The sequence below is a fragment of the Massilia suwonensis genome (assembly GCF_042655665.1).
Lineage (GTDB): Bacteria > Pseudomonadota > Gammaproteobacteria > Burkholderiales > Burkholderiaceae_D > Telluria > Telluria suwonensis.
In genome coordinates this window covers 99859-119916 of the sequence record NZ_JBHSMR010000001.1, presented here as the reverse complement: position 1 = coordinate 119916, position 20058 = coordinate 99859, and the positions used below count along the sequence as shown (strand labels likewise).

The 20058-nt window shown below is 64.2% G+C and carries 21 protein-coding genes; 6 read left to right on the top strand and 15 right to left on the bottom strand.

Annotated elements, in window-relative coordinates; translation table 11 throughout:
• Positions 1-92 precede the first annotated feature (92 nt).
• The 7 genes from ACFPQ5_RS00585 to ACFPQ5_RS00555 form a co-directional block, all read right to left on the bottom strand.
• Complete coding sequence (locus ACFPQ5_RS00585) at positions 93-740, bottom strand: hypothetical protein (protein WP_379750859.1); 648 nt, start codon at positions 738-740, stop codon at positions 93-95.
• Positions 741-909: 169 nt separating this feature from the next.
• On the bottom strand, positions 910-1308 hold the full coding sequence (locus ACFPQ5_RS00580) for a VanZ family protein (RefSeq protein ID WP_379750857.1): 399 nt from the start codon (positions 1306-1308) through the stop codon (positions 910-912).
• A gap of 77 nt (positions 1309-1385) precedes the next feature.
• Positions 1386-1697: a hypothetical protein gene (locus ACFPQ5_RS00575; RefSeq protein WP_379750855.1), complete on the bottom strand. Its 312-nt coding sequence runs from the start codon at positions 1695-1697 to the stop codon at positions 1386-1388.
• A gap of 583 nt (positions 1698-2280) precedes the next feature.
• The gene (locus ACFPQ5_RS00570) at positions 2281-3045 is read right to left on the bottom strand and encodes an SDR family NAD(P)-dependent oxidoreductase (protein ID WP_379750853.1); all 765 of its coding nucleotides are present in this window, start codon (positions 3043-3045) and stop codon (positions 2281-2283) included.
• A 67-nt stretch (positions 3046-3112) separates the two neighbouring features.
• Positions 3113-3631 carry a TPM domain-containing protein gene (locus ACFPQ5_RS00565; protein ID WP_379750851.1) on the bottom strand — a complete coding sequence of 173 codons (519 nt, stop codon included), beginning with the start codon at positions 3629-3631 and terminating at the stop codon, positions 3113-3115.
• Between the two features lie 11 nt (positions 3632-3642).
• The gene (locus ACFPQ5_RS00560; RefSeq protein WP_379750849.1) at positions 3643-4473 is read right to left on the bottom strand and encodes a TPM domain-containing protein; all 831 of its coding nucleotides are present in this window, start codon (positions 4471-4473) and stop codon (positions 3643-3645) included.
• A gap of 2 nt (positions 4474-4475) precedes the next feature.
• A complete protein-coding gene (locus ACFPQ5_RS00555) occupies positions 4476-5087 on the bottom strand; it encodes a LemA family protein (protein WP_379750847.1) in 612 nt (203 codons plus the stop codon).
• A gap of 148 nt (positions 5088-5235) precedes the next feature.
• Here ACFPQ5_RS00555 and pyrF point away from each other — a divergent pair, with 148 nt between their 5' ends.
• Positions 5236-6057 carry an orotidine-5'-phosphate decarboxylase gene (pyrF, locus tag ACFPQ5_RS00550; protein ID WP_379750845.1) on the top strand — a complete coding sequence of 274 codons (822 nt, stop codon included), beginning with the start codon at positions 5236-5238 and terminating at the stop codon, positions 6055-6057.
• Positions 6058-6254: 197 nt separating this feature from the next.
• On the opposite strand, the gene sbcB is transcribed toward pyrF, so the two are convergent.
• On the bottom strand, positions 6255-7703 hold the full coding sequence (gene sbcB / locus ACFPQ5_RS00545) for an exodeoxyribonuclease I (RefSeq protein ID WP_379750843.1): 1449 nt from the start codon (positions 7701-7703) through the stop codon (positions 6255-6257).
• Between the two features lie 93 nt (positions 7704-7796).
• Positions 7797-8762 (bottom strand): GGDEF domain-containing protein, encoded by a 966-nt coding sequence (locus tag ACFPQ5_RS00540; protein ID WP_379750841.1) that lies wholly within the window; start codon positions 8760-8762, stop codon positions 7797-7799.
• A gap of 120 nt (positions 8763-8882) precedes the next feature.
• Between ACFPQ5_RS00540 and ACFPQ5_RS00535 the strand changes: the two genes are divergently transcribed.
• Complete coding sequence (locus ACFPQ5_RS00535; protein ID WP_379750839.1) at positions 8883-9689, top strand: helical backbone metal receptor; 807 nt, start codon at positions 8883-8885, stop codon at positions 9687-9689.
• 42 nt (positions 9690-9731) lie between these two features.
• Here ACFPQ5_RS00535 and ACFPQ5_RS00530 read toward each other — a convergent pair whose 3' ends face one another.
• From ACFPQ5_RS00530 to ACFPQ5_RS00520, 3 genes are all read right to left on the bottom strand, one after another.
• Complete coding sequence (locus tag ACFPQ5_RS00530) at positions 9732-10127, bottom strand: HPF/RaiA family ribosome-associated protein (RefSeq protein WP_379750837.1); 396 nt, start codon at positions 10125-10127, stop codon at positions 9732-9734.
• A 72-nt stretch (positions 10128-10199) separates the two neighbouring features.
• Positions 10200-11447: an MFS transporter gene (locus ACFPQ5_RS00525; RefSeq protein WP_379750835.1), complete on the bottom strand. Its 1248-nt coding sequence runs from the start codon at positions 11445-11447 to the stop codon at positions 10200-10202.
• 144 nt (positions 11448-11591) lie between these two features.
• Positions 11592-12620 carry a CDP-6-deoxy-delta-3,4-glucoseen reductase gene (locus ACFPQ5_RS00520; RefSeq protein WP_379750833.1) on the bottom strand — a complete coding sequence of 343 codons (1029 nt, stop codon included), beginning with the start codon at positions 12618-12620 and terminating at the stop codon, positions 11592-11594.
• A 12-nt stretch (positions 12621-12632) separates the two neighbouring features.
• Here ACFPQ5_RS00520 and ACFPQ5_RS00515 point away from each other — a divergent pair, with 12 nt between their 5' ends.
• The 3 genes from ACFPQ5_RS00515 to ACFPQ5_RS00505 all read left to right on the top strand — a co-directional run bounded on the left by ACFPQ5_RS00515 (position 12633) and on the right by ACFPQ5_RS00505 (position 14289).
• On the top strand, positions 12633-13565 hold the full coding sequence (locus ACFPQ5_RS00515; RefSeq protein WP_379750831.1) for an NAD-dependent epimerase/dehydratase family protein: 933 nt from the start codon (positions 12633-12635) through the stop codon (positions 13563-13565).
• 18 nt (positions 13566-13583) lie between these two features.
• Positions 13584-13835, top strand: coding sequence for a hypothetical protein (locus ACFPQ5_RS00510; protein WP_379751611.1), 252 nt, complete (start codon positions 13584-13586; stop codon positions 13833-13835).
• Between the two features lie 190 nt (positions 13836-14025).
• Positions 14026-14289 (top strand): hypothetical protein, encoded by a 264-nt coding sequence (locus tag ACFPQ5_RS00505; protein ID WP_379750829.1) that lies wholly within the window; start codon positions 14026-14028, stop codon positions 14287-14289.
• A gap of 403 nt (positions 14290-14692) precedes the next feature.
• On the opposite strand, the gene ACFPQ5_RS00500 is transcribed toward ACFPQ5_RS00505, so the two are convergent.
• From ACFPQ5_RS00500 to ACFPQ5_RS00490, 3 genes are all read right to left on the bottom strand, one after another.
• Positions 14693-15475 carry a glycine-rich domain-containing protein gene (locus tag ACFPQ5_RS00500; protein ID WP_379750827.1) on the bottom strand — a complete coding sequence of 261 codons (783 nt, stop codon included), beginning with the start codon at positions 15473-15475 and terminating at the stop codon, positions 14693-14695.
• A gap of 263 nt (positions 15476-15738) precedes the next feature.
• Complete coding sequence (locus ACFPQ5_RS00495) at positions 15739-17562, bottom strand: CHASE domain-containing protein (protein ID WP_379750825.1); 1824 nt, start codon at positions 17560-17562, stop codon at positions 15739-15741.
• Between the two features lie 189 nt (positions 17563-17751).
• Positions 17752-19506, bottom strand: a complete 1755-nt coding sequence (locus tag ACFPQ5_RS00490; protein ID WP_379750823.1) for a glutamine--tRNA ligase/YqeY domain fusion protein — start codon at positions 19504-19506, stop codon at positions 17752-17754.
• A gap of 241 nt (positions 19507-19747) precedes the next feature.
• On the opposite strand from ACFPQ5_RS00490, the gene ACFPQ5_RS00485 reads away from it, so the two are divergent.
• A complete protein-coding gene (locus ACFPQ5_RS00485; protein ID WP_379750821.1) occupies positions 19748-20038 on the top strand; it encodes a DnaJ domain-containing protein in 291 nt (96 codons plus the stop codon).
• Positions 20039-20058: the final 20 nt, after the last annotated feature.

Below are 20058 nucleotides of genomic sequence, written 5' to 3'. Positions count from 1 at the left end.
ACGCGCACACCGGCGGCGGCGCTTGGCCACGGGCCGCCAGGTGACTCTCGGTCGCCCAGCCGCCGGGCATGCTCAGGTGGATGGTGCTCGCATCAGCGCTGAATGGTGCCGCTGCTGTGGTTCACGCGGTCGCCGCTGCGGAAGTCGGGCGTGGTTTCCTGGGTCACGACCTGGGTGCTGCCGTCGTCCATGCGCAGCGTGACGCGGTAGACGCGGTCGGAGCTCATCGAGCTGGCCGTGGCGCCGGCGCCGCTGCTGCCGGTCGCGCCCGAGCCGCCCACGCCGCTGCTGGGACGCGGTACCAGTTCGATCGAGACCACGGTGCTGTTCGGGCTGGAACTGGCCGCGGCTGCACCGCCGCTGGAACTGCCGGTGGCGCTGCCGGCCTGGGAGCTGCCGCTGGCGGCATCGGCGCTTGCGCCGGTCGCACTGCCCTGGGTCGTGCTGCCGGAACTGCTGGACTGGTCGTAGCCGCTGCTGCTGGAAGTACCCGTGGTCCCCGAGGAACCCGAGCTGGTGCCGGCGCCCGTGCCCGACATGCCGCCGGCGTCGCTGCCGGTGGCGCCCGTGCTCGAGCTGCCGCTGCTGGTGCCGGGCGAGCTGCTGCTGCCGCTGGCGCCGCTGCTTGACGTGTCGCCGCCGCCCGCATCGCTGCCGCCGCGCATGCTGGCACAGCCGGACAGGCCGAGCGCCATGGCCAGCAAGCCCGCCAGGACCATGCTCTGATGTTGTTGTTTCATGATTGATCCTCCGTTGGATTTTGTCAGTGGGTATGCGTGACGATGACGTCTGCCACTCCGGTAAGAGGGACAATCGGGCACGACGTTCCAGCCGACTCGGGTATCACATGAGCCAGATCAAGGAGAGGTGGTGTGGGGAAATGTGTGCTGGTGCCGGGCTCAGCTGCCCTTAACTGCGTTCCTGCGCCGCTTTCGGCAGCAGCGCCCACAGGATGGCGCTGACGACCAGGGCCGCGCTGACGTCGACCATCCAGTCGTGCACGTCGGCGCCGCGGTAGGGGAAGAAGCTCTGTACCGATTCGTCGATCGCACCCATGACGGCGATCGTCAGCACGGTCGCGCGCGCCCTGGCGCTCCCGTTGCCGCGGCTGCCGGTGAACCAGAGCAGGGCGAGCACGGCATAGGCCGTCGAATGCAGCACGAGGCCGGATGCGTATTCGCCGACGTCGGCCCGCGCGCCCGGAATCGACCCGGCGATCACGATCGCCAGGAACAGGACGATCGCGGCGGCATGGCGCAGCCGGTTGAGGCGCGGATCGAGGAGGGCGAGGTGAAGAAGCGGCAGCATGGCGTGCGAAATGGCAAAACAGCAACCATATCACGGCATGCGACCGCGCGCCCGCACGGTCGGGTTACAACGGGGGATCAGATGGTCAGCGCCGGGGCGCCGTCGGCATAGCGCGCGTCGAAGCAGCTTTCGCATTCGGCGCAAAACAGGTGAGCCATGCGCACCGAGGTCTGGCGCAGGACGAGCTTGAGTTTGCCTTGCTGGCATTTCGGACAGACTTCGCGCACGCTGCCGAAGGTAAGGAGGGTGAGCGGCGCGTGCTCGCCGTCGAGATGGTCGACCACGACCAGTGGGTTGAGCTCGCTCAGTACCAGGCAATCGACATGCTCGTGCTGGCGGCGGCTGGCGGATTCGTGCTGGGTGTGCTTTTCGGAAAGTTGAAAATTCATCGGTCCGGCTCCCTTTGTCTGGTGTATGGCAGCGCTCGCCTTGGAATCTTGACGGCAATCCCGCTTGCGAGCACTTCGTGACATGCGCGAACTTCATCATAGTCAAAAGTCGACAGGCCGCAAGGGCCGGTCTTCATATTTATACAATACGGGTAGGGCCAAAGAAAAAAATGCCCACCGGAGAGAGAGGTGGGCACAACCCAAGATCGGGCCAAGAGACTTTGTTCGGTGGGTGCGCAACGCGTTTGCGTTGCACACCTGTCTGCAGTCAGGCATATCGGTTGCGTGTACCGCAGATGAATCCAGTATAGGCAGGGATTGTGACCCGAGTATGACCTAGCGCAAGCATGAGAGCGCTGGGACGAACGAATTTCACCGATGAGAATCTATCAATACGGGAAGTACTGCCCTGGTGCAGGCGCAAAAAAAAGCCCGCTTCGTGGCGGGCTTAAAACTATTTTCTTGGAGGAGAATAGTGGAGACAGGTGCATTATGTTGCGCCGCCATATATTTGTCTAATTGTATATTCAGATACCAGACATGCGAATTGTGAATATGGCTGAGTTTGCTTGCGTAGCGGCGTTCATTCGCGCACCGGCACCGTGTAGTTCAGGGGCAGGCGCCCGCCGTCGGCATAGAGGGTCTGGCCGGTGATGTAGGAGGCGTCGTCGCTGGCGAGGAAGGCGGCAATCGCGGCCACTTCTTCCGGCTCGCCGCAGCGTCCGAGCGGCGTGCGCGAGAGGATGGTGTGGCGCGCTTCCGGACTGGACAGCACGGCCTGTTTCGCCAGTTCGGTCAAAATTGTGCCCGGACCGATGGCATTCACGCGGATGCCGTGCTGGGCCAGGCTGACGGCCGCCACCCGCGTGAGCTGGTTGACGCCGCCTTTCGAGATCACGTAGGGCACCTGGTTCGGGATCACCAGTTCGGCGTTCACGCTCGACATATTGATGATGCAGCCGTTCTGGCGCGTGAGCATGTCGCGCGCGGCCGCCTGGCTGCACAGGAACATCGACTTCAGGTTGACCCGCATGACGCGGTCGAAGTCTTCCTCGCGCAGGTCGAGGAAGTCGGCCGCATGGGTGACGCCGGCGTTGTTGACCAGGATGTCGATCCGGCCGAAGGCTTCGAAGGTAGCCTGGAAGAGGGCGTCGACGTCGGCTTTCTGGCTGACGTCGGCGACGAAGTAGCGGGCGGCGTCGCCTAGCGCGGCGGCGGCTTCGGCCACTTCCGGGCGCACGTCGGCCAGCATCACGCGCGCGCCTTCGCGCACGAGGCGCTGGGCGCAGGCCAGGCCGATGCCCTGGCCGGCGCCGGTGACGAGGGCGATCTTGTTTTCGAGTTTCATGGCAGGCTTTCACAGAATGAGGTTGCCGTCATTCTAACGGCGGCCCTGTCTCCGTGATAGCCGGCGCTCACAGCATGATCGGGCTGTCGGGCAATTCGTTGGGACGGGCGCCGTTGGCCGGGAAATGCGTGCGCAGCAGCGTGTTCACCTGTTCGATGGCCGCGAGCGTGGCATCACGGTAATTGCCCTGCCTGAAACCCTCGGTCATGGTGCGGCACACGGCCTGCCAGGTCGCGGCGTCGATCTTGCGGTCGATGCCGCGGTCGGCCACGATGTCGACCTTATGCTCGGCCAGGTTCACGTAGATCAGCACGCCGCAATTGTCCTCGGTGTCCCAGACGCCGTAGTCGGCGAACAGGGCGAGGGCGCGCTGGCGGTTGGTCACGCCGTCCCAGACCTCGTCGGTCGGCAGCGATTTTTCGACGATGAAGCGCACTTCGCCGCGGTGGGTCTGCTCGCCCGCTGTGATCGCCTGGGCGACGGCTTCGAGCGTGCTGTCGGGGAAGGCGCGCTGGGCGTCGGCCTTGCTACTGCGCCAGTGCCGCAGCACGCGGCCGCAGCGCTGCCCGAAGGATTCGTGGGTCATGTGGTCCGCCATCACCAGTCTCCCGAGGCGCCGCCGCCATCGAAACTGCCGCCACCGCCGCCGAAACCACCGCCGCCGCCGCCGAAGCCGCCACCGCCGGAAAAGCCGCCGAAGCCGCCGCCGCCGCGTCCTGCATTACTCAGGATGCTGCCGAGAATGAATCCGGTGGCGCCGCTGCTGCCCCAGCCGCCGCGCGACAGGCGCGAGCGGCGCGGCTTGAACATCGAGCGCACCAGCATGAAACCAAAGATCAACATCAAGATGCCAAACATACCGATCCCGCCTCCTTGTTCTGCCTGGGCCGTGTTTGCAGGGCTTACCTGCGGTGCCGGCTCGGGAAATCGCTCCCGGTTCAGCAGCGTGGCGATCGCGCCCACGCCTGCGACCAGGCCCTCGTAGTAATGGTTTTGACGAAAGTGCGGCGCGATGACGTCCTGCAGGATGCGCTTCGATTGCGCATCCGTGAGCACGCCCTGCACCCCGCGTCCGGCCTCGATGCGCAGGCGGCGTAGCGAGCTCGGGTTGTCGCGCGCGACCAGCAGCAGCACGCCGTCGTCGATGCCCTTGCGCCCCAGCTTCCAGGCCTCGACCACGCGGATGCCGTATTGCTCGATCGCTTCCGGTTCGGTCGACTTCACCAGCAGGACCGCGATCTGGTTGCCGCTCTTGGCTTCGTGCTCAGCCAGCACCGCTTCCAGGCGCTGGCGCTGGGTGGCGTCGAGCATGCCGGCCTCGTCGGTGACGCGGCTGGTGAGCGTCGGCACCGGTTTCAGCTGGGCCTGGGCCGCGCCGGCCAGCATGAAGGCCAGCACGAACAGCCAGAGTGGTCGTAGGAAGCGCATCGTCACTTACCGAAGTTGACCGTCGGTGCGGTCGAGATCGCTTTTTCGTTCTCGACCGTGAACGAAGGCTTGGCTTCGTAGCCGAACATCATCGCGGTCAGGTTGGTCGGGAATTTACGTACGGTGACGTTATAGTCCTGCACCGAGGCGATATAACGCTGGCGCGCGACCGTGATGCGGTTCTCCGTACCCTCCAGCTGCGACTGCAGGTCGCGGAAGCTGGTGTCGGCCTTGAGTTCCGGATATTTCTCGGACACGACCATCAGGCGCGACAGCGCGCTCGACAATTCTCCCTGCACCTGCTGGAACTTCTGGAAGGCTTGCGGGTTGTTCAGTACTTCGGGTGTGATCTGGAAGCTGGTGGCGGCGGCGCGCGCACGGGTGACCGCTTCCAGGGTCTCGCGTTCGTGCGAGGCGTAGCCCTTGACGGTGTTCACCAGGTTCGGAATCAGGTCGGCGCGGCGCTGGTACTGGTTGACCACTTCGCCCCAGGCGGCCTTGGTGGCTTCGTCCTTGGTCTGGAATTCGTTGTAGCCGCAGCCCGAGAGCAGCGAGCTTGCCAGGGCGGCGACCGCCAGCAGGCGGGTCCAGCGCGAGAATACGGAAGACGTCATGATGTCCTGTCCATTGCGAGTTGTCGAATGAATAAAAATATACAGGAGTCGCCCGTTGGCGGTCGCACGGTCGCGCCCGTCGTGCCACCGCGGCCCATGCGGCGGGTACAATAATGGGTTTGCAACGACTACTGACAAGGGGCTGGACGTGAATTTCATCGATAAACTCTCCGCGGCCTGGACCCGCAACGACTCGCTCCTGTGCGTAGGACTCGATCCGGACCTGGCGCGTTTCCCCACGCACCTGAAGGATCAACCGGACGCGATTGTCCAGTTCTGCAAGGCCATCATCGACGCCACGGCCGATCTCGCCTGCGCCTTCAAGCCGCAGATCGCCTATTTCGCCGCCCTCGGCGCCGAAGACCAGCTGGAAGCCATCTGCCGCTACCTGCGCGAAACCTACCCGCACATTCCCCTGATCCTCGATGCCAAGCGCGGCGACATCGGCGCCACCGCGCACCAGTACGCGCGCGAAGCCTTCGAGCGCTACGGCGCCGACGCCGTCACGGTCAGCCCCTACATGGGTTCCGATTCGGTCGAGCCCTATTTCGACTGGCCCGACCGCGGCGTGATCGTGCTGTGCCGCACCTCGAATGCGGGCGGCTCGGACCTGCAATTTCTGGATGTGGGCGGGGTGCCGCTGTACCAGCACGTGGCGAAACTCGTGGCCGAGAAGTGGAACCGCAACGGCCAGTACGCGCTGGTGGTGGGGGCGACCTTCCCGGAAGAACTGGCGCAGGTGCGCAAGATCATCGGCGACATGCCTTTATTGGTGCCGGGTGTCGGTGCGCAAGGGGGCGATGTCGCTGCGACCGTGCGTGCAGGTCGCACGGCGAACGGGACGGGGATGATGATCAATTCTTCGCGCGCAATCTTGTATGCGGCGGCGCAGGAGGGTGAGGATTTTGCGGCCGCGGCGCGGCGGGTTGCGCGTGAGACGCGCGACGAGATCAACCGGTATCGGGGATGATGTGCTGACAGGGGGCTGTTGCCTGTGCCGGTCGTGGTAAGCATGATCGGCGTGGGCACGGAGTGCCCACCCTACGGTCGCCGTCAACGGCAAGGTCACACGAAAACCGGATACGTAGCGTGTCCCGTAGGGTGGGCACTCCGTGCCCACGCGGATTCATCCAACCGATAGCAGGGCAGGCGACAGCCCCACGACCTTCAATACCTGCTCGGCGCAATCGCCTCTACATATTCATACAGCGCACCGAGGATTTCCTCGGCCCGCTCGTCCGCCGTCTCCGACAGCGCATCGATTTCCCCAAACAACTGATCCACCGTGCGCGCCCCGCCGGCGCCGTCGAACAAGCGCGCCGCCCGGTGCTCTTCCCAGCTTTCCATTTCCTGCTCATTTAAAGTCTGCGGGAAATTGCGCGCTCGGTAGCGCCACAGCAGCTCGTCCAGGCGCGCGTCCTCGAAGGAGGGACGGGCGGTGGCGAGCTGCGCCGGCGTCTGCATGCGCAGCGATTCCAGCTTGCGGCGGTCGTTGTTGCTCACAAAGCCGCCGTATAGATCCTCGTCGACATCGGTCTCGTTGCCTGCCGCAGGCTTCTGGTAGACCTGGGCCCAGACCGCCGTCATGTCGGGGCCGTTGGCCGCCAGCTGGGCGTGGACCTTGGCCTGCTCGAGGTCGATGCCCCAGCGCGTGGCCATCGCCGGACTCAGGGTTTTGAGATTCCCGACCAGCATCGGCGACTTGTTCAGGTGCACGCTCTTGATCGGCAAGCGCGTCACGCCTTCCGGCAGGTCGGCACTGCGCGTGAACATGCGCTGCCGAATCGTGTCGACGTCCAGCCCGAACAACTCGGATGGATCGTGGCGGCAATCCCAGACCAGGATTTCGTTCTTGTTGCTTGGATGCTGGGCCAGCGGCCAGACCAGGCCCAGGCAGCCGTTTTCGGCCGGGAACATGCCCGACACGTGCAGGAATGGCTGGCGCGTGCTGCGTTCCAGGTGCAGGCCCATTTCGCTGGCAACCTTGTCCTTGCGCCGCAACTCGAGGCAGAAGTCGAACAGGCGCGGCTGCTTGCTGCGGATCAGGCGTGCCAGGGCAATCGTCGCGCGCACGTCGGACAGCGCATCGTGCGCCGCGTCGTGGCTGAGGCCGTTGGCGCGCGTCAGGTCCTCGAGGCGGAAGCTGGGGCGGCCGTCCGGATGCGTCGGCCAGGTGACGCCTTCAGGACGCAGCGCATAGGTCATGCGCACGACGTCGAGCAGATCCCAGCGGCCGCAATTGTTCTGCCATTCGCGCGCATACGGGTCCAGCAAATTACGCCAGAACAGGAAGCGCGTGACTTCGTCGTCGAAGCGGATCGTGTTGTAGCCGACGCCGATCGTGCCCGGTTCCGCAAAGGCGGCCTCGATCTGGCGCGCGAACTCGTGTTCGGGCACGCCTTGCTCCAGGCATTGCTGCGGCGTGATGCCGGTGATCAGGCAGGACTGCGGATCGGGCAGGTAGTCGTTGGCCGGCTGGCAGAACAGCATCAGCGGCTCGCCGATCTCGTTGAGCTCGGCGTCGGTGCGGATCGCGGCGAACTGCGCCGGACGATCGCGGCGCGGCTGGGCGCCGAAGGTTTCGTAGTCGTGCCAGAGGAAAGTGTGTGTGCTCATCGTTTTATTGTGTGTGCCTTCGTGCTGAAGCGTCCAGCGTGGCACGGATTGTCGGTGCGCGGTCGCGATCCGTCAATCAAACGCCCACACCAATCAAACGCTCACACAATTGCGGCCGGCTTCCTTCGCACGGTACAGCGCCGCGTCGGCCGCTTCGATCAGGCTCATTTCATCGCCTTCAGGATCGAGCACGGCCACGCCGAAGCAGGCCGTCAGGTGCGGCATCGGCACCCGCATGTCGGGGAACAGCACCACCTCGCGCATCTGTTGGCACAGGCGGTCGGCCACCATGTGGGCCAGTTCGGCATTGGTTTCCGGCAGCACGGCCATCAATTCTTCGCCGCCATAACGCACGGCAAAGTCGGACGGGCGCAGGCCGTCGCGGATGGCATTTGCCGCCGCGCACAGGGCGGCGTCGCCGACCAGGTGGCCGTGGGTGTCGTTGAACTTTTTAAAATTGTCGAGGTCGACCATCAGCAGGGACAGCGGACTGCCCTGGGCGCGGGCGCGCGCCACCAGTTTCGGCAGCATGTCGGCCAGCCAGGTGCGGTTGTACAGGCCCGTCAGAGTGTCGTTCAGCGAGAGCTGGCGGTAGAACTCGCCCAGCTTCTGGCGCCGGCGCAGCAGGGCGTTGGCGGCGCGGATGCGGAAGGACATCAGGCGCAGCAGGTTGCGCGCCACCGCGTTCGAATGGTCGATCAATTCCCAGGCCAGCTCCGATTCGATCACCAGCAACTGCGTTTCCTCGACCGCGTGCACGGCGTCGAGGTTGGCGGCGTCGTCCAGCACCGATTGCTCGCCCACGCTTTCGCCCGGCAAGATGCGGTTGACGTTGCCGTCGGAACTGCCGGTGTGGCCATCGGTCTCGACTTCGAGCACGCCGGTCAGCACGATGTAGAGCCGTGCCCGCACCGGATCCTCGATCGGTTCGCCGGCGGCGACCTGCACCACTTCGCAATCGGCAAGCGCCGTCGTCACGGCTTGCGTGTCCGCGCCGCGGAACAGCTCCAGCTGGTCCACCGTGTAGCCCGAATCCCGAAATGCTCCGATCAGTTTCAAAACGTTCCTCCGCGTGCTCGCTGGTAGCAGGAATTTGTAGGGAAATAAGCATGCATAATAAACCATTCGCCGCCGCGTTCCCGCTGGTATTTCGGAAACAGGAGTGTTTCAATAGCGGCCATGACCGCACCCCTCGCACACCGCATCGACGCCCTCGGCGTCGCCCATCCTCCAGCGCCCGGCGCGCGCATCGTCTCGCTGGTTCCCTCGATCACCGAATTGCTGTGCGACCTGGGCCTGGCCCACTTGCTGGTCGGACGCACCGGCTTCTGCATCCATCCCGCGGATACGGTCGCGGCGATCCCCAAAGTCGGCGGCACCAAGGACGTCAATCTCGAGAAGATCCGCAAGCTGGCGCCGACCCACGTGATCGTCAACATCGACGAGAACGAGAAGCCGACGGCGGACGCCCTGGCTGCCTTCGTGCCGCACCTGGTCGTTACCCATCCACTCGGGCCGCGCGACAACCTGGCCCTGGCACGGCTGATGGGCGGCATCTTCGGCGTGGAGGAGGCGGCCGAATGCTGGTGCGCGGACTTCGAGGCCGAGTACGCGGCGCTGAAGCAGGAGCGGGCAGGGCCGCCGCGCACGGTGCTGTACTGCATCTGGCAGGATCCGTGGATGAGCGTCTCAAGCGACACGTATATCGCGCGCATGCTGGCCGAACTCGGCTGGAGTTTGCCGGCGCTGCCCGACAGCGCCCGCTACCCGCGTTTTGCGTGGTCGGAGGAACTGGTCGGCCAGCTCGACGCGGTACTGCTGTCCACCGAACCCTACCGCTTCACCGAAGCACACGCGGACGCGCTCGAAAAACAGCTCGGCATTCCGGTGTTCCTGGTCGATGGGGAAATGATGTCCTGGTATGGCAGCCGGGCGCTGGCCGGGCTGCGCTATCTGCGCCAGCTGCGCGCGATGCTCGAGGGATAGAAAAAGCGCGGCCAGGCCGCGCTTCGTTTGCATCCGCAACGATTACATGCCGCTGGTCAGGTTCTTGGCCTGCTCCGGGGCGAGATCGCCGTCGGCATCGCCCAGCGGCACCGGCTCGCGCTTGGCCTTGTCGGCCAGGCGGCCCAGGGCGCTGTCGAGCGCGCGCTTGAGCTTGTTTCCGGCGCTGGTGACGGACTGGTGCAGGTTGTCCGCGTGTTCGTTGACGACGACTGGCGCATAGCCGGCGACGTGCGCTTCCATCATGCAGCGGCTGCCGCCGTCGGCGCCTTTCTGGCTGTTTTCATCGCTCAGGTGGACTTCGACGCGGTGGACCTGGTCCTGGAAGCGGCCGATCGAGCTCTCGACGACGGATTGCACGTGTTCATCGAGACCTTGGTGTTTGTCGATAGTACGGTCGGTATTAACATTGATTTGCATAAAGATGGCTCCCTTATCAAAGATCTTGGAGCCGATCTTACACTTTTTGCATTTTTCGACGCGTCCGGGAGACTAGACCTTCGCCTCTTCCTTGTGATGCGGAAAACGGTCCATCTTCGACAGCACCGGGAACAGCACGGTCCACAGTCCCGTCACGACCAGGGTCGCCGCGCCGCCCAGCAAGATCGCGCGCGTCAGGCCGAACCAGCCGGCGGTGACGCCGGACTCGAATTCGCCCAGTTCATTGGAGGCGCCGATGAAGACGGCGTTCACGGCGCTGACGCGGCCGCGGATCTCGTCCGGCGTTTCATACTGGACCAGCAGGTGCCGCACGTAGACGCTGACCATGTCGCCCGCGCCCAGCAGGAACAGGGCGACGAGGGCTACCGGGAACCGGTCGGTCCAGCCGAGCGTCAGCGTGGCCAGGCCGAACACGGCGACGCCGCCGAACATCCAGGCGCCGACGTGGCGCCGGATCGGCACGAAGGCGAGCGCGATCGAGCACAGCGCGGCGCCCGCGCCGGGGGCGGTACGCAGCCAGCCGAGCGCGGTGGGGCCGGCGTGCAGCACGTCGTGGGCATAGGCGGGCAGCAGGGCGGTGGCGCCGCCGAACAGCACGGCGAACAGGTCGAGCGAGATCGCGCCCAGCACGATCGGACGCGAGCGCACGAAACGCAGGCCTTCGAGCAGGGTATGCCAGCTGGCCGGCTGCGTGCTGCGCACCTGCGGCGCGCTGGTGGTCGAGGCCATGAGCAAGGTGGCGACAATCAGCAGCGCGGCGGAAATCATGTACACGACGGTCGGCCCGAAGGTGTACAGCAGCCCGCCCAGCACGGGACCGGCAATGACGGCCACGTGGAAGGTCGAGGAGCCGAGCGCGACGGCCTGGCCGAAATCCTTGTCCGGCACCAGGTTGCGCAGCACGGCCTGCGAGGCCGGCATCATGAAAGCGCGCGCGCTGCCGAACAGCACCAGCACCGCGAACACGGGCCAGACGACGTGGCTGCCGCTGGCGGTAAAGGCCAGCAGCAGCGCGCTCACCAGCAGCTGGGTCAGCATGCAGCCGACGATGATCTTGCGCCGGTCATGGCGGTCGGCCACATGGCCGGCCCATAGGATCAGCACCAGGAAAGGCGCGAACTGCGCGAGCCCGATCAGGCCCAGGTCGAACAGGCTGCCGGTGATCTGGTACACCTGCCAGCCGACGGCCACGCTTTGCATCTGGACGGCCAGGGTGCCGAGGAAGCGCGAGGAAAGATAAAAGGAGAGATTACGGTTGCGCAGGACGGCGAGGCCGCTGGAAGACGAGAGCAAAGACATGAATGAGGAACATTGACTGGCGAGAAGCTGTCAATTGTGCCTGAAACGGCAAGTTGCTGCTGTAGGGTGGGCGCCCTGTGCCCACCGATGCATGCGTCACGTTTGCTCATCGATCTGGTGGGCACGGGGCGCCCACCCTACAAGTCAGTCCGCCGCGAGATCGGCTTCCGTGGTGAACGCATCCGCATAAAACTCCTCCGCCGGCAGCCCGCACTGCGCCACGTACTGCGTGCGCGCCGCATCGACCATCACCGGCGCGCCGCAGGCATACACCTGCCAGCCCGACAGGTCCGGAATGTCCTGCATCACAGCCGCGTGCACATAGCCGGTGCGGCCAGTCCAGCCATCTTCCGGCAGCGCGTCGGAAATCACGGGCACATACTGGAAGTCCGGCATGGTCGTGGTCCAGGCCTGGCACAGCTCGTCCATGTACAGGTCTTGCGGACGGCGGCCGCCCCAGTACAGGCGTACCGGACGCGTCGACTTCAAATGCATCAGGTGCTCGACCAAGGCCTTCACCGGCGCGAAGCCGGTGCCCGAGGCCAGCAGCACGATCGGCTTGTCCGACTCCTCGCGCAGGAAGAAGGTGCCCAGCGGTCCTTCGAAGCGCAGGATGTCGCGCTCCTTCATGGCGCCGAACACGTGATCGGTGAACAGGCCGCCCGGCAGGTGGCGGATATGCAGTTCCAGCGGACGCTCGAGGGTCGGCGCGCAGGCCAGGCTGTAGGCGCGGCGCTTGCCGTCCTTGAGCAGGAATTCGACGTACTGGCCGGCACGGTAGGCCAGCGCCTCGTTGGCCGGCAGCTGCAGGGTGACGATGGCCACGTCCGGCGCGGCACGCGTGATCGACTGCACCCGGGTCGGCATCTTGCGGATCGGGTAATCGCTGCTGCCGCCGATTTCGCGCGCTTCGATCACGACGTCGCCTTCGGGCAGTGCGCAGCAGAACAGCGACATGCCGCCCAGCTTTTCCTGTTCGGACAGGGCGCGCGCCTGGTGCGGCTTGTGAGTGACGCTGCCGCCGACGACCTTGCCCTTGCACGAACCGCAGGCGCCGTTCTTGCAGCCATACGGCAGGCCCACGCCGGCGCGGATCGCGGCCGACAGCACGGTTTCGTCGGCCTCGCAGGCGAACTGGGTGCCGCTAGGCTGGACAGTGATCTGGAACGTCATACAATCCTCAACATGAATTTCAATAATAAATTTCGTCTGGGCCGCCCGCGCCTGCTGCTGGTCGGCTGCGGCGATGTCGGCATGCGCCTGCTGCCGCTACTCGTTCCGCACTTCCGGGTCTTTGCCGTCACGCGCGAAGCAAGCCGCGCTGCGCAGCTGCGCGCGCTGGGTGCGGTGCCGGTCGTGGCCGATCTCGACAGGCCGGAAAGCCTGGCACGCCTGCGCGGCCTGGCCACCCGGATCGTGCACCTGGCGCCGCCGCCAACAGAAGGCGCGGTCGACCTGCGCACGCGCCGGCTGACCGCCATTCTACCCGAGGGGGCACGCCTCGTTTATGTCAGCACGAGCGGGGTCTATGGCGATTGTCAAGGAGCGCTGGTCGACGAAACCCGCAGCGTGGCGCCGAAGAACGCGCGTGCCGGCCGCCGCGTCGATGCCGAGCGCGTGCTGCGCGCCTGGGCCGTGCGCACGGGAAGCAGCGTCGCCATCCTGCGCGTGCCCGGCATCTACGCCGCCGACCGCCTGCCTTTGAGGCGCCTGCACGAAGGCACGCCGGCCTTGCGCGCGGAAGACGACGTCTACACGAACCACATCCAGGCCGACGACCTGGCGCGCATCGTCGCGCTGGCCCTGTTTCGCGGCCTGCCGGGCAGGGTGTACCACGCGGCCGACGACACGCGCCTGAAAATGGGAGACTATTTCGACGTCGTCGCCGACGCCTACCAATTGGCGCGGCCGCCGCGCCTGGCGCGCGAGGACTTGCGCGCGGCGGTGTCGCCGATGCTGCTCTCCTTCATGTCGGAATCGCGCCGCCTCGACAACACGCGCATGCGGCGCGAGCTCGGCGTGCGCCTGCGCTATCCGGACGTGCAGCACGCGCTCGCGCGGTGGGCAGCGGCAGGCGCTGATAGAATAGCGCCCCCTTTCGACAAGCACCCACCATAAGGCACCAGCATGACGACCCTGACCTACGAAGCCTTCCTCGACGAAATCGCAACCCTGCTGACCGAGCTGTACGACCTGGACGATGCCGCGGCCATCAAGCTGGTCGTCGACGCGCAAGCCAACGACCATTTCGTCGCGCACGACGATCACGAAGAAATGCGGACGGTCGAGCAGGCGCGCAAGGAAGCGAAGACCTTGTTCACCCATAAGCAGAACAAGGTGCAGACGCAAAGCAGGCAGCAACTGCGCGCCCGCCAGAAGAAAAGCTGACGCGTCTGCAACACGGCGTGGGCTATCCGCAGTAGTTGCTTGAGAAATAATTCACTTTCCTATTATCATTGCCACCGATAGAAAATCACCGCATAAACGGTGCATATTTTGCCGGTGAGGCTAACTTTTCACTATAAAAGAAACATTGTGAAAAATTACCTGCGGTTTGTGACAATTGGAAAGAATTGATATGCCAGTGAGAAGGCTGCCGGAAGGCGCGCAGTACGACCCTAACCGCGTGCTCGACGCGATCATCGAGAAGACCGGCCTGAAGAACGACGCTGCGCTGTCGCGCGCATTGGAAGTGGCGCCGCCGGTGATCAGCAAGATCCGTCACAACACCTTACCGATCGGCGCCACGATCCTGCTGCGCATGCATGAGATCAGCGATTTCAGTATTCGCGAACTGCGCGCGCTGATGATTGCGCCGGAAGCGGGAGCGGCCGGCGTCTGAAAGAGGGACCGCCGGCTAGTGGTACTCGGTTTCCACGGCGTCCGCGCGTTCCTGCGACCACTTTCGCCGGATTTTGCGCGCATCAGCCTGGTCCTGATCGGCTCGAGGGCCCCTGGTCAAGACGCTTTCTCACAAGTCCGGGCATGCGGGCCGAGTTCCAGCCAGCCTTGTCATGCCGCCGCATTTCTCCGCGAATTGTCTGACAGAAATCGGAATGCTCGTGATGTCGACTGGCCGCAGCCTGTCCAGATTGATCGTTGAGGGTATCTGATTCGAGGACAAAAAAACGCCCCGGCGAGGCCGGGGCGATGGAGGCTGTGCTGTGACTGGGTGAGAATGCGCTGAGTTGCGCCCGCGCCGTATTGGCCGACCCTGCCGCGCCGGCCAATACACATGTGAACCATCAAGCCGCTTGCGCAACCGCCGACAAAGGGCTGCAGGCGGTCTGGACGTCGGCGGCCTTGACGATGTCCGGACCGAAGCACCAGGCGGTGCGCACGTCACCAGCTTTGACGATGTCCGGACCGAAGCACCAGGCGGTGCGTGCGCTGCCGGCTTTGATGTCAGGACCGAAGCACCAGGCGGTGCGGGCGCTGCCGGCCTTGATGTCCGGGCCGAAGCACCACGCGGTGCGGGCATCCGCTGCCTTGATGTCCGGGCCGAAGCACCATGCGGTCTGGACGTCGGCCGCCTTGGGGTGATCCGGACCGAAACACCAGGCCGAGTTCGCGGCCTCGCTCACGCCCGGCTCGCATGCTGTCTGCACATCAGCCGCTTCCAGTGCGCCGTCGGTCCGCAGCGGACGGACATACGACACGCCAAAGGTCGACTCGTACAGGCGACGCATGCGTTCGCCTGCCTGCTGGTGCATTTCCGCACTGTCGTTACCGACCAGCCCGAGGTAAGGGTAATGGTGCACGAAGTAGCCGAAGGCCTGCTCGCAGTCGCGGGTGTACTTCATCGTGTCGAGAATGTGGTAGTGCCAGAAGGTATCGACGTCCATCAGCGGCGCCGTCTGCTCGTGCGGAAAAGCCTTCATCAGGTACAGGAAGCGACGGTATTCGGTTTCCACGGCGCTCGCGCGTTCCAGCGACCAACCTTCGCCGGATTCCTTGTGCATCAGCTTCATTTTAATTGGGTTCAAATCCAGCGCGGCAATGAGGGCGAAGTCGTTATTCGAAATCATGATCTATCCTTTTGTTTTGGCTACTGCATCGTTATTTTGGTGTGCGTATCGGCAAGCGATGAAGTGGTGCTGGCAAATGGGTAGGCCTCCTCGATTTTTGCTGCTGCCGTCGTTATTGACGTGAAGCATTGATGAGAATTTTCCACCTCAAGCAGCTGAAAATCGTTGATTTCGCGCAAGTTGGAGGAGGTCAACAAGATTGGTGTAGCAAATTCGCCTACAGGGCTGCGGGCAGTAGGCCTACAAGATCGCAATCTTTGCGCCTACAGGGTGTCAAAGACGGGACGGAGGGCTGCCGGGGGTTCCGGCACGTAGGAGACCGATAGGAGATTGTCGGCCGCAGGAAGCGACACGTGGACCGTGGTACCGGCGTTTGCCACGCTGGTGATGAGACATTTGCCGCCCAGGATACGGACCCTTTCTTCGATGCCGACCAGGCCGAAGGAGCCCGGCTTCTGTCCCCCGGCCTTGGTGAGGCCGATGCCGTTGTCGCTGACGGTCATCGAGATCGATTCGTGATCGGCCGTGAGTTCGACCCGGACCTTGGTAGCCCGGGCGTGGCGCGACACATTGGTGAGCGATTCCTGCAGGATGCGGAACAAGGTCGTGGCACAGCGGTCGCTGACATGCAGGTCGTGATTATGCGACACCAGTTCGCAAGCCACCCCCGTGCGTCGCTGGAATTCGGCGATCTGCCAGTCGACCGCCGCCGTCAGGCCCAAGTCGAGCACATGTGGACGCAGGTCATTGATGATCTGGCGCACGCTCTTGATGGTCGCATCGATCTGCTCGAGCATCCAGTGCGCGCGGGCATGCAGGCGCGGATGGCGTTTGTTGGTGCGTGAAGCCAGCAGGTCGACCTCGATGCGTAGCGCCAGCAGGTTCTGGCCGAGGTCGTCATGGATTTCCCGTGCAATGCGTTTGCGCTCGCTTTCCTTGATACTTTCGGCATGGGCTGCCAGGCGGCGCAGGTTGTCGTTGGTTTTCTGCAGTTTCGCTTCGCTGGCCCGCAGTTCCCCGGTCATCTCTTCGGCGATGCCGATGGCGCGCCGGCGCGACGAACTGAGGGTCTGGAACAGTGCGTACAGCAGGCCGGTGCCGACCAGCCCGGCCAGCATTGCCACCCAAGGCAGGGCGCTGTCGAGCGAGGAGTACAGGCTGCGTTTTCTGACGGTGAAATCGATATCCCATTCGCGTCCACCCAGGCCTACTGGCAGCAAGGCGCGAAACTCGGCCTGCTCGTCTGGCAGCGAGCCTGGTCGGTTGTCGAAAAATACGGTGCGGCGATAGTAGCCCGGCTTGCCGGCTTCCTTGACCGGGCTGGTTCCGGAAATCACCAGCCGTGTGGCGTTTTTTGGCGTGTTGTCGAGCACGCCGTGGGCGAGACTGCTGACGCTGAATCCGATCCCAAGTGTGCCGAGGTAGGAAGCGCGGCGCTGGGCCACGGTCTGCGGAGGTACGGCACCACGGTACACCGGCAAGCGCATCGCGAGACCCATGACCAGGGATCCGGTACGCACCGGGGCGCCCGAGGTCAGTACGTCGCCAGTGTCGCGCGAATGCGCGAAGAGCGTCGCACCTCCAGGCTTCGCGTGCATATCGACGCCGATCCGGTCGATCCAGGCCTCGCCAGGTTCGACGAAGGTCAGCACCGTGTATTCGGCGCGTCGGCCCGGGGGCGTGATCCGGGCATTACGGCCGCGTCCGTCGATGTTTTGCAACATGTTCGCTTCGAACCATTCGCGGTCGGCGTCAGCGAAGTGCCGGGCGAAGTTGATCGATTCGACGCCAGGGAAATGATGTGGCAGGTCGAGGCCTGCCACATAACGACGGAAGTCGTCGCGCGTCACCTCGTCGTCGGCGAGGAAAAGGCTGGCCGTGCTACGCAGCAGATCGGTATAGGTCTTGATGCGACCGTCGAGAATCAACTGGACGTTGCGTGCCATATGGTCGAAGCGCGTTCGCGCGTCGTTCTCGATCGCCTGGCTGGTACTGACGTACAAGCCGACGCCCACGCTTAGTGAAAGCAATGCACCCAACCAGGAGCCAAGCTTGATTGCTTTCATCTGCTTGATTGGGCCGGACATTCTTGTCTCCATCAATCGAAATCCGACTTATTTGATAAATATCAGAATCCTCTAGATGGCTCCTGCATGAAACCTCTCAGGTCTGCTAGTTGCAGAGGAGCGCACGTTGCCAAAAAAAATCCCGCCGCGGCCAGGCCGGGGCGGGATGCTGGAATACAGCTGAAAGGCGTTAATCGTCCGTGTGGACGATCACTTGCCCCAGCTATCCTTCAGCGTCGTCACGCGATTGAACACCGGCTTGCCCGGCTTCGAATCCACCTGGTCGGCCACGAAATACCCATGGCGTTCGAACTGGAAGCGCTGCTCCGGCTGCGCGTTGGCCATGCCCGGTTCGAGGTAGGCGGTGACGGTTTCCAGCGCGTTCGGATTGAGCAGGGCTTTGAAATCCTTGCCGCCGGCATCCGGGTGCGCATCGAGGAACAGGCGGTCGTACAGGCGCACCTCGGCTTCGAGCGCGGACGCGGCGCTGACCCAGGTGATGTTGCCCTTGACCTTGTAGTTGTCGGCCCCCGGCGTGCCCGACTTCGAATCCTCGAAGTATTTCACGCGCACGGCGGTGACCTTGCCGTCCGCATCCTTGTCGTAGCCGGTGCACTCGACCACGTAGCCGTATTTCAGGCGCACGCGCGAACCCGGCTGGTCGCCCACGGGCGGGGTGAAGCGGAAATAACCCTTGGTCGGGGTTTCCATGAAGTCTTCCTGCTCGATCCACAGTTCGCGCGTGAACGGGAAAGTGCGCACGCCCCATTCCGGATGGTGCGGGTGGACCGGCGAGCTGCACTCGTGCGCTTCGCCTTCCGGGAAATTCTCGACGATCAGTTTCAATGGGCGCAGCACGGCGATCGCGCGCGGCGCCTTCGGATCCAGGTCGTCGCGCAGCGCGCCTTCCAGCGTGCTCATGTCGATCCAGCCGTCGGACTTCGAGACGCCGATGCGCTCGCTGAACAATTGAATCGATTCCGGCGTGTAGCCGCGGCGGCGCAGGCCGACGATGGTCGGCATGCGCGGGTCGTCCCAGCCGGAGACGATACCCTCGTCGACCAGCTGGCGCAGCTTGCGCTTGGACATGACGACATAGGTCAGGTTCAGGCGCGACATCTCGTACTGGCGCGGCACCGGCGGCGTGAAGAAGCCGCCTTCGGTCGCGGTGGCGATCAGCCAGTCGTAGAAGGGGCGGTGGTCCTGGAATTCCAGCGTGCAGATCGAATGGGTGATCGACTCCATCGCATCCGACAGCGGGTGCGTGTAGTCGTACATCGGGTAGATGCACCAGTCGTCGCCCGTGCGGTGGTGGTGCGCATGGCGGATGCGGTACAGGGCCGGATCGCGGTTGGTCATGTTGGGCGAGGACATGGCGTCTTCGCTCATCTTCGCGCGCAGGATGTGCTCGCCGTCCTTGTACTTGCCGGCTTTCATGTCGCGGAACAGCTGCAGCGACTCCTCGATCGGGCGGTTGCGGAAAGGCGAGTTCGTGCCCGGCGTACCGAAGTTGCCGCGGTTCTTGGCCATGTCTTCGGCGCTCTGGCTGTCGACGTAGGCGAGGCCCTTCTGGATCAGGTATTCGGCGATCTCGTAGAGCTTGTCGAAATAGTCGCTGGCGTAGTGCAGGTATTGTTCACCGCCTTGCTCCCACGAGAAGCCGAGCCACTTGACGCTGTCCATGATGGTGTCGACGTATTCCTGGTCCTCTTTTTCCGGATTGGTATCGTCGAAGCGCAGGTGGCAGCGGCCGGCGTAGTCGCGCGCCAGGCCGAAATTGAGGCAGATCGATTTGGCGTGGCCGATGTGCAGGTAACCGTTCGGCTCCGGCGGGAAACGGGTGATCACCGGCGGCATGCCGTCGCGCTTGTGGGTGCCTGCCGCCAGGTCGTTGTCGATGATGGCGCGCAGGAAATTTGACGGAGGCACGGGGGCAGCCGCCGCCTTGTTCTTGTCGTTACTCATGAATGGTGTTTTGGATAGGTAAAGTTAACGGCATTTTACCGTACACGGCCTGGCCAGGGGCCGCCTATGTGGTGGAGCGCACGGTCCGCGCGCTATGCAAGGAACATACTTGGGGCGCATCGGCCCGCTTGCAAGGGCAGGGGACGGTGCCGCCGCGCTTTGCCGTCCCTGTCATGTTGGCGTTTTCTATAGGATAATCTCGTTTTTGCCGTTCGTTCGGCCCCAGCCGGAGAGTTCCAAAGTGGAAAATTTATACGCGATCCTCGGCGTCGCGCCGAATGCCACCGACGAGGAGATCAAGAAGGTCTACCGCTCGCTGGCGATGCGCTATCACCCCGACCGCAACGACGCGCCGGGCGCGGAAGCGCGCTTCAAGGCTGTCACGAAGGCTTACGAGATCCTGTCGGACCGGACCAAGCGCGAAGAATACAACCAGAGCGTGAACCACCGCATCGTGCTCGACGCCGAAGCCGAAGCCTTCGAGCTGTGGCGCTCGCTGTTCGCGCTGAACGGCGTCACATTGCAGGGCTGAGCTCCCCATTACAGGACACA

Excerpts from the sequence above, each read along its gene's own strand:
- ACFPQ5_RS00585 (WP_379750859.1), bottom strand. The coding sequence starts at position 740 with ATGAAACAACAACATCAGAGCATGGTCCTGGCGGGCTTGCTGGCCATG.
- ACFPQ5_RS00580 (WP_379750857.1), bottom strand. The coding sequence starts at position 1,308 with ATGCTGCCGCTTCTTCACCTCGCCCTCCTCGATCCGCGCCTCAACCGG.
- ACFPQ5_RS00575 (WP_379750855.1), bottom strand. The coding sequence starts at position 1,697 with ATGAATTTTCAACTTTCCGAAAAGCACACCCAGCACGAATCCGCCAGC.
- ACFPQ5_RS00570 (WP_379750853.1), bottom strand. The coding sequence starts at position 3,045 with ATGAAACTCGAAAACAAGATCGCCCTCGTCACCGGCGCCGGCCAGGGC.
- ACFPQ5_RS00565 (WP_379750851.1), bottom strand. The coding sequence starts at position 3,631 with ATGACCCACGAATCCTTCGGGCAGCGCTGCGGCCGCGTGCTGCGGCAC.
- ACFPQ5_RS00560 (WP_379750849.1), bottom strand. The coding sequence starts at position 4,473 with ATGCGCTTCCTACGACCACTCTGGCTGTTCGTGCTGGCCTTCATGCTG.
- ACFPQ5_RS00555 (WP_379750847.1), bottom strand. The coding sequence starts at position 5,087 with ATGACGTCTTCCGTATTCTCGCGCTGGACCCGCCTGCTGGCGGTCGCC.
- sbcB (WP_379750843.1), bottom strand. The coding sequence starts at position 7,703 with ATGAGCACACACACTTTCCTCTGGCACGACTACGAAACCTTCGGCGCC.
- ACFPQ5_RS00535 (WP_379750839.1), top strand. The coding sequence starts at position 8,883 with ATGACCGCACCCCTCGCACACCGCATCGACGCCCTCGGCGTCGCCCAT.
- ACFPQ5_RS00530 (WP_379750837.1), bottom strand. The coding sequence starts at position 10,127 with ATGCAAATCAATGTTAATACCGACCGTACTATCGACAAACACCAAGGT.
- ACFPQ5_RS00525 (WP_379750835.1), bottom strand. The coding sequence starts at position 11,447 with ATGTCTTTGCTCTCGTCTTCCAGCGGCCTCGCCGTCCTGCGCAACCGT.
- ACFPQ5_RS00520 (WP_379750833.1), bottom strand. The coding sequence starts at position 12,620 with ATGACGTTCCAGATCACTGTCCAGCCTAGCGGCACCCAGTTCGCCTGC.
- ACFPQ5_RS00515 (WP_379750831.1), top strand. The coding sequence starts at position 12,633 with ATGAATTTCAATAATAAATTTCGTCTGGGCCGCCCGCGCCTGCTGCTG.
- ACFPQ5_RS00505 (WP_379750829.1), top strand. The coding sequence starts at position 14,026 with ATGCCAGTGAGAAGGCTGCCGGAAGGCGCGCAGTACGACCCTAACCGC.
- ACFPQ5_RS00500 (WP_379750827.1), bottom strand. The coding sequence starts at position 15,475 with ATGATTTCGAATAACGACTTCGCCCTCATTGCCGCGCTGGATTTGAAC.
- ACFPQ5_RS00495 (WP_379750825.1), bottom strand. The coding sequence starts at position 17,562 with ATGTCCGGCCCAATCAAGCAGATGAAAGCAATCAAGCTTGGCTCCTGG.
- ACFPQ5_RS00490 (WP_379750823.1), bottom strand. The coding sequence starts at position 19,506 with ATGAGTAACGACAAGAACAAGGCGGCGGCTGCCCCCGTGCCTCCGTCA.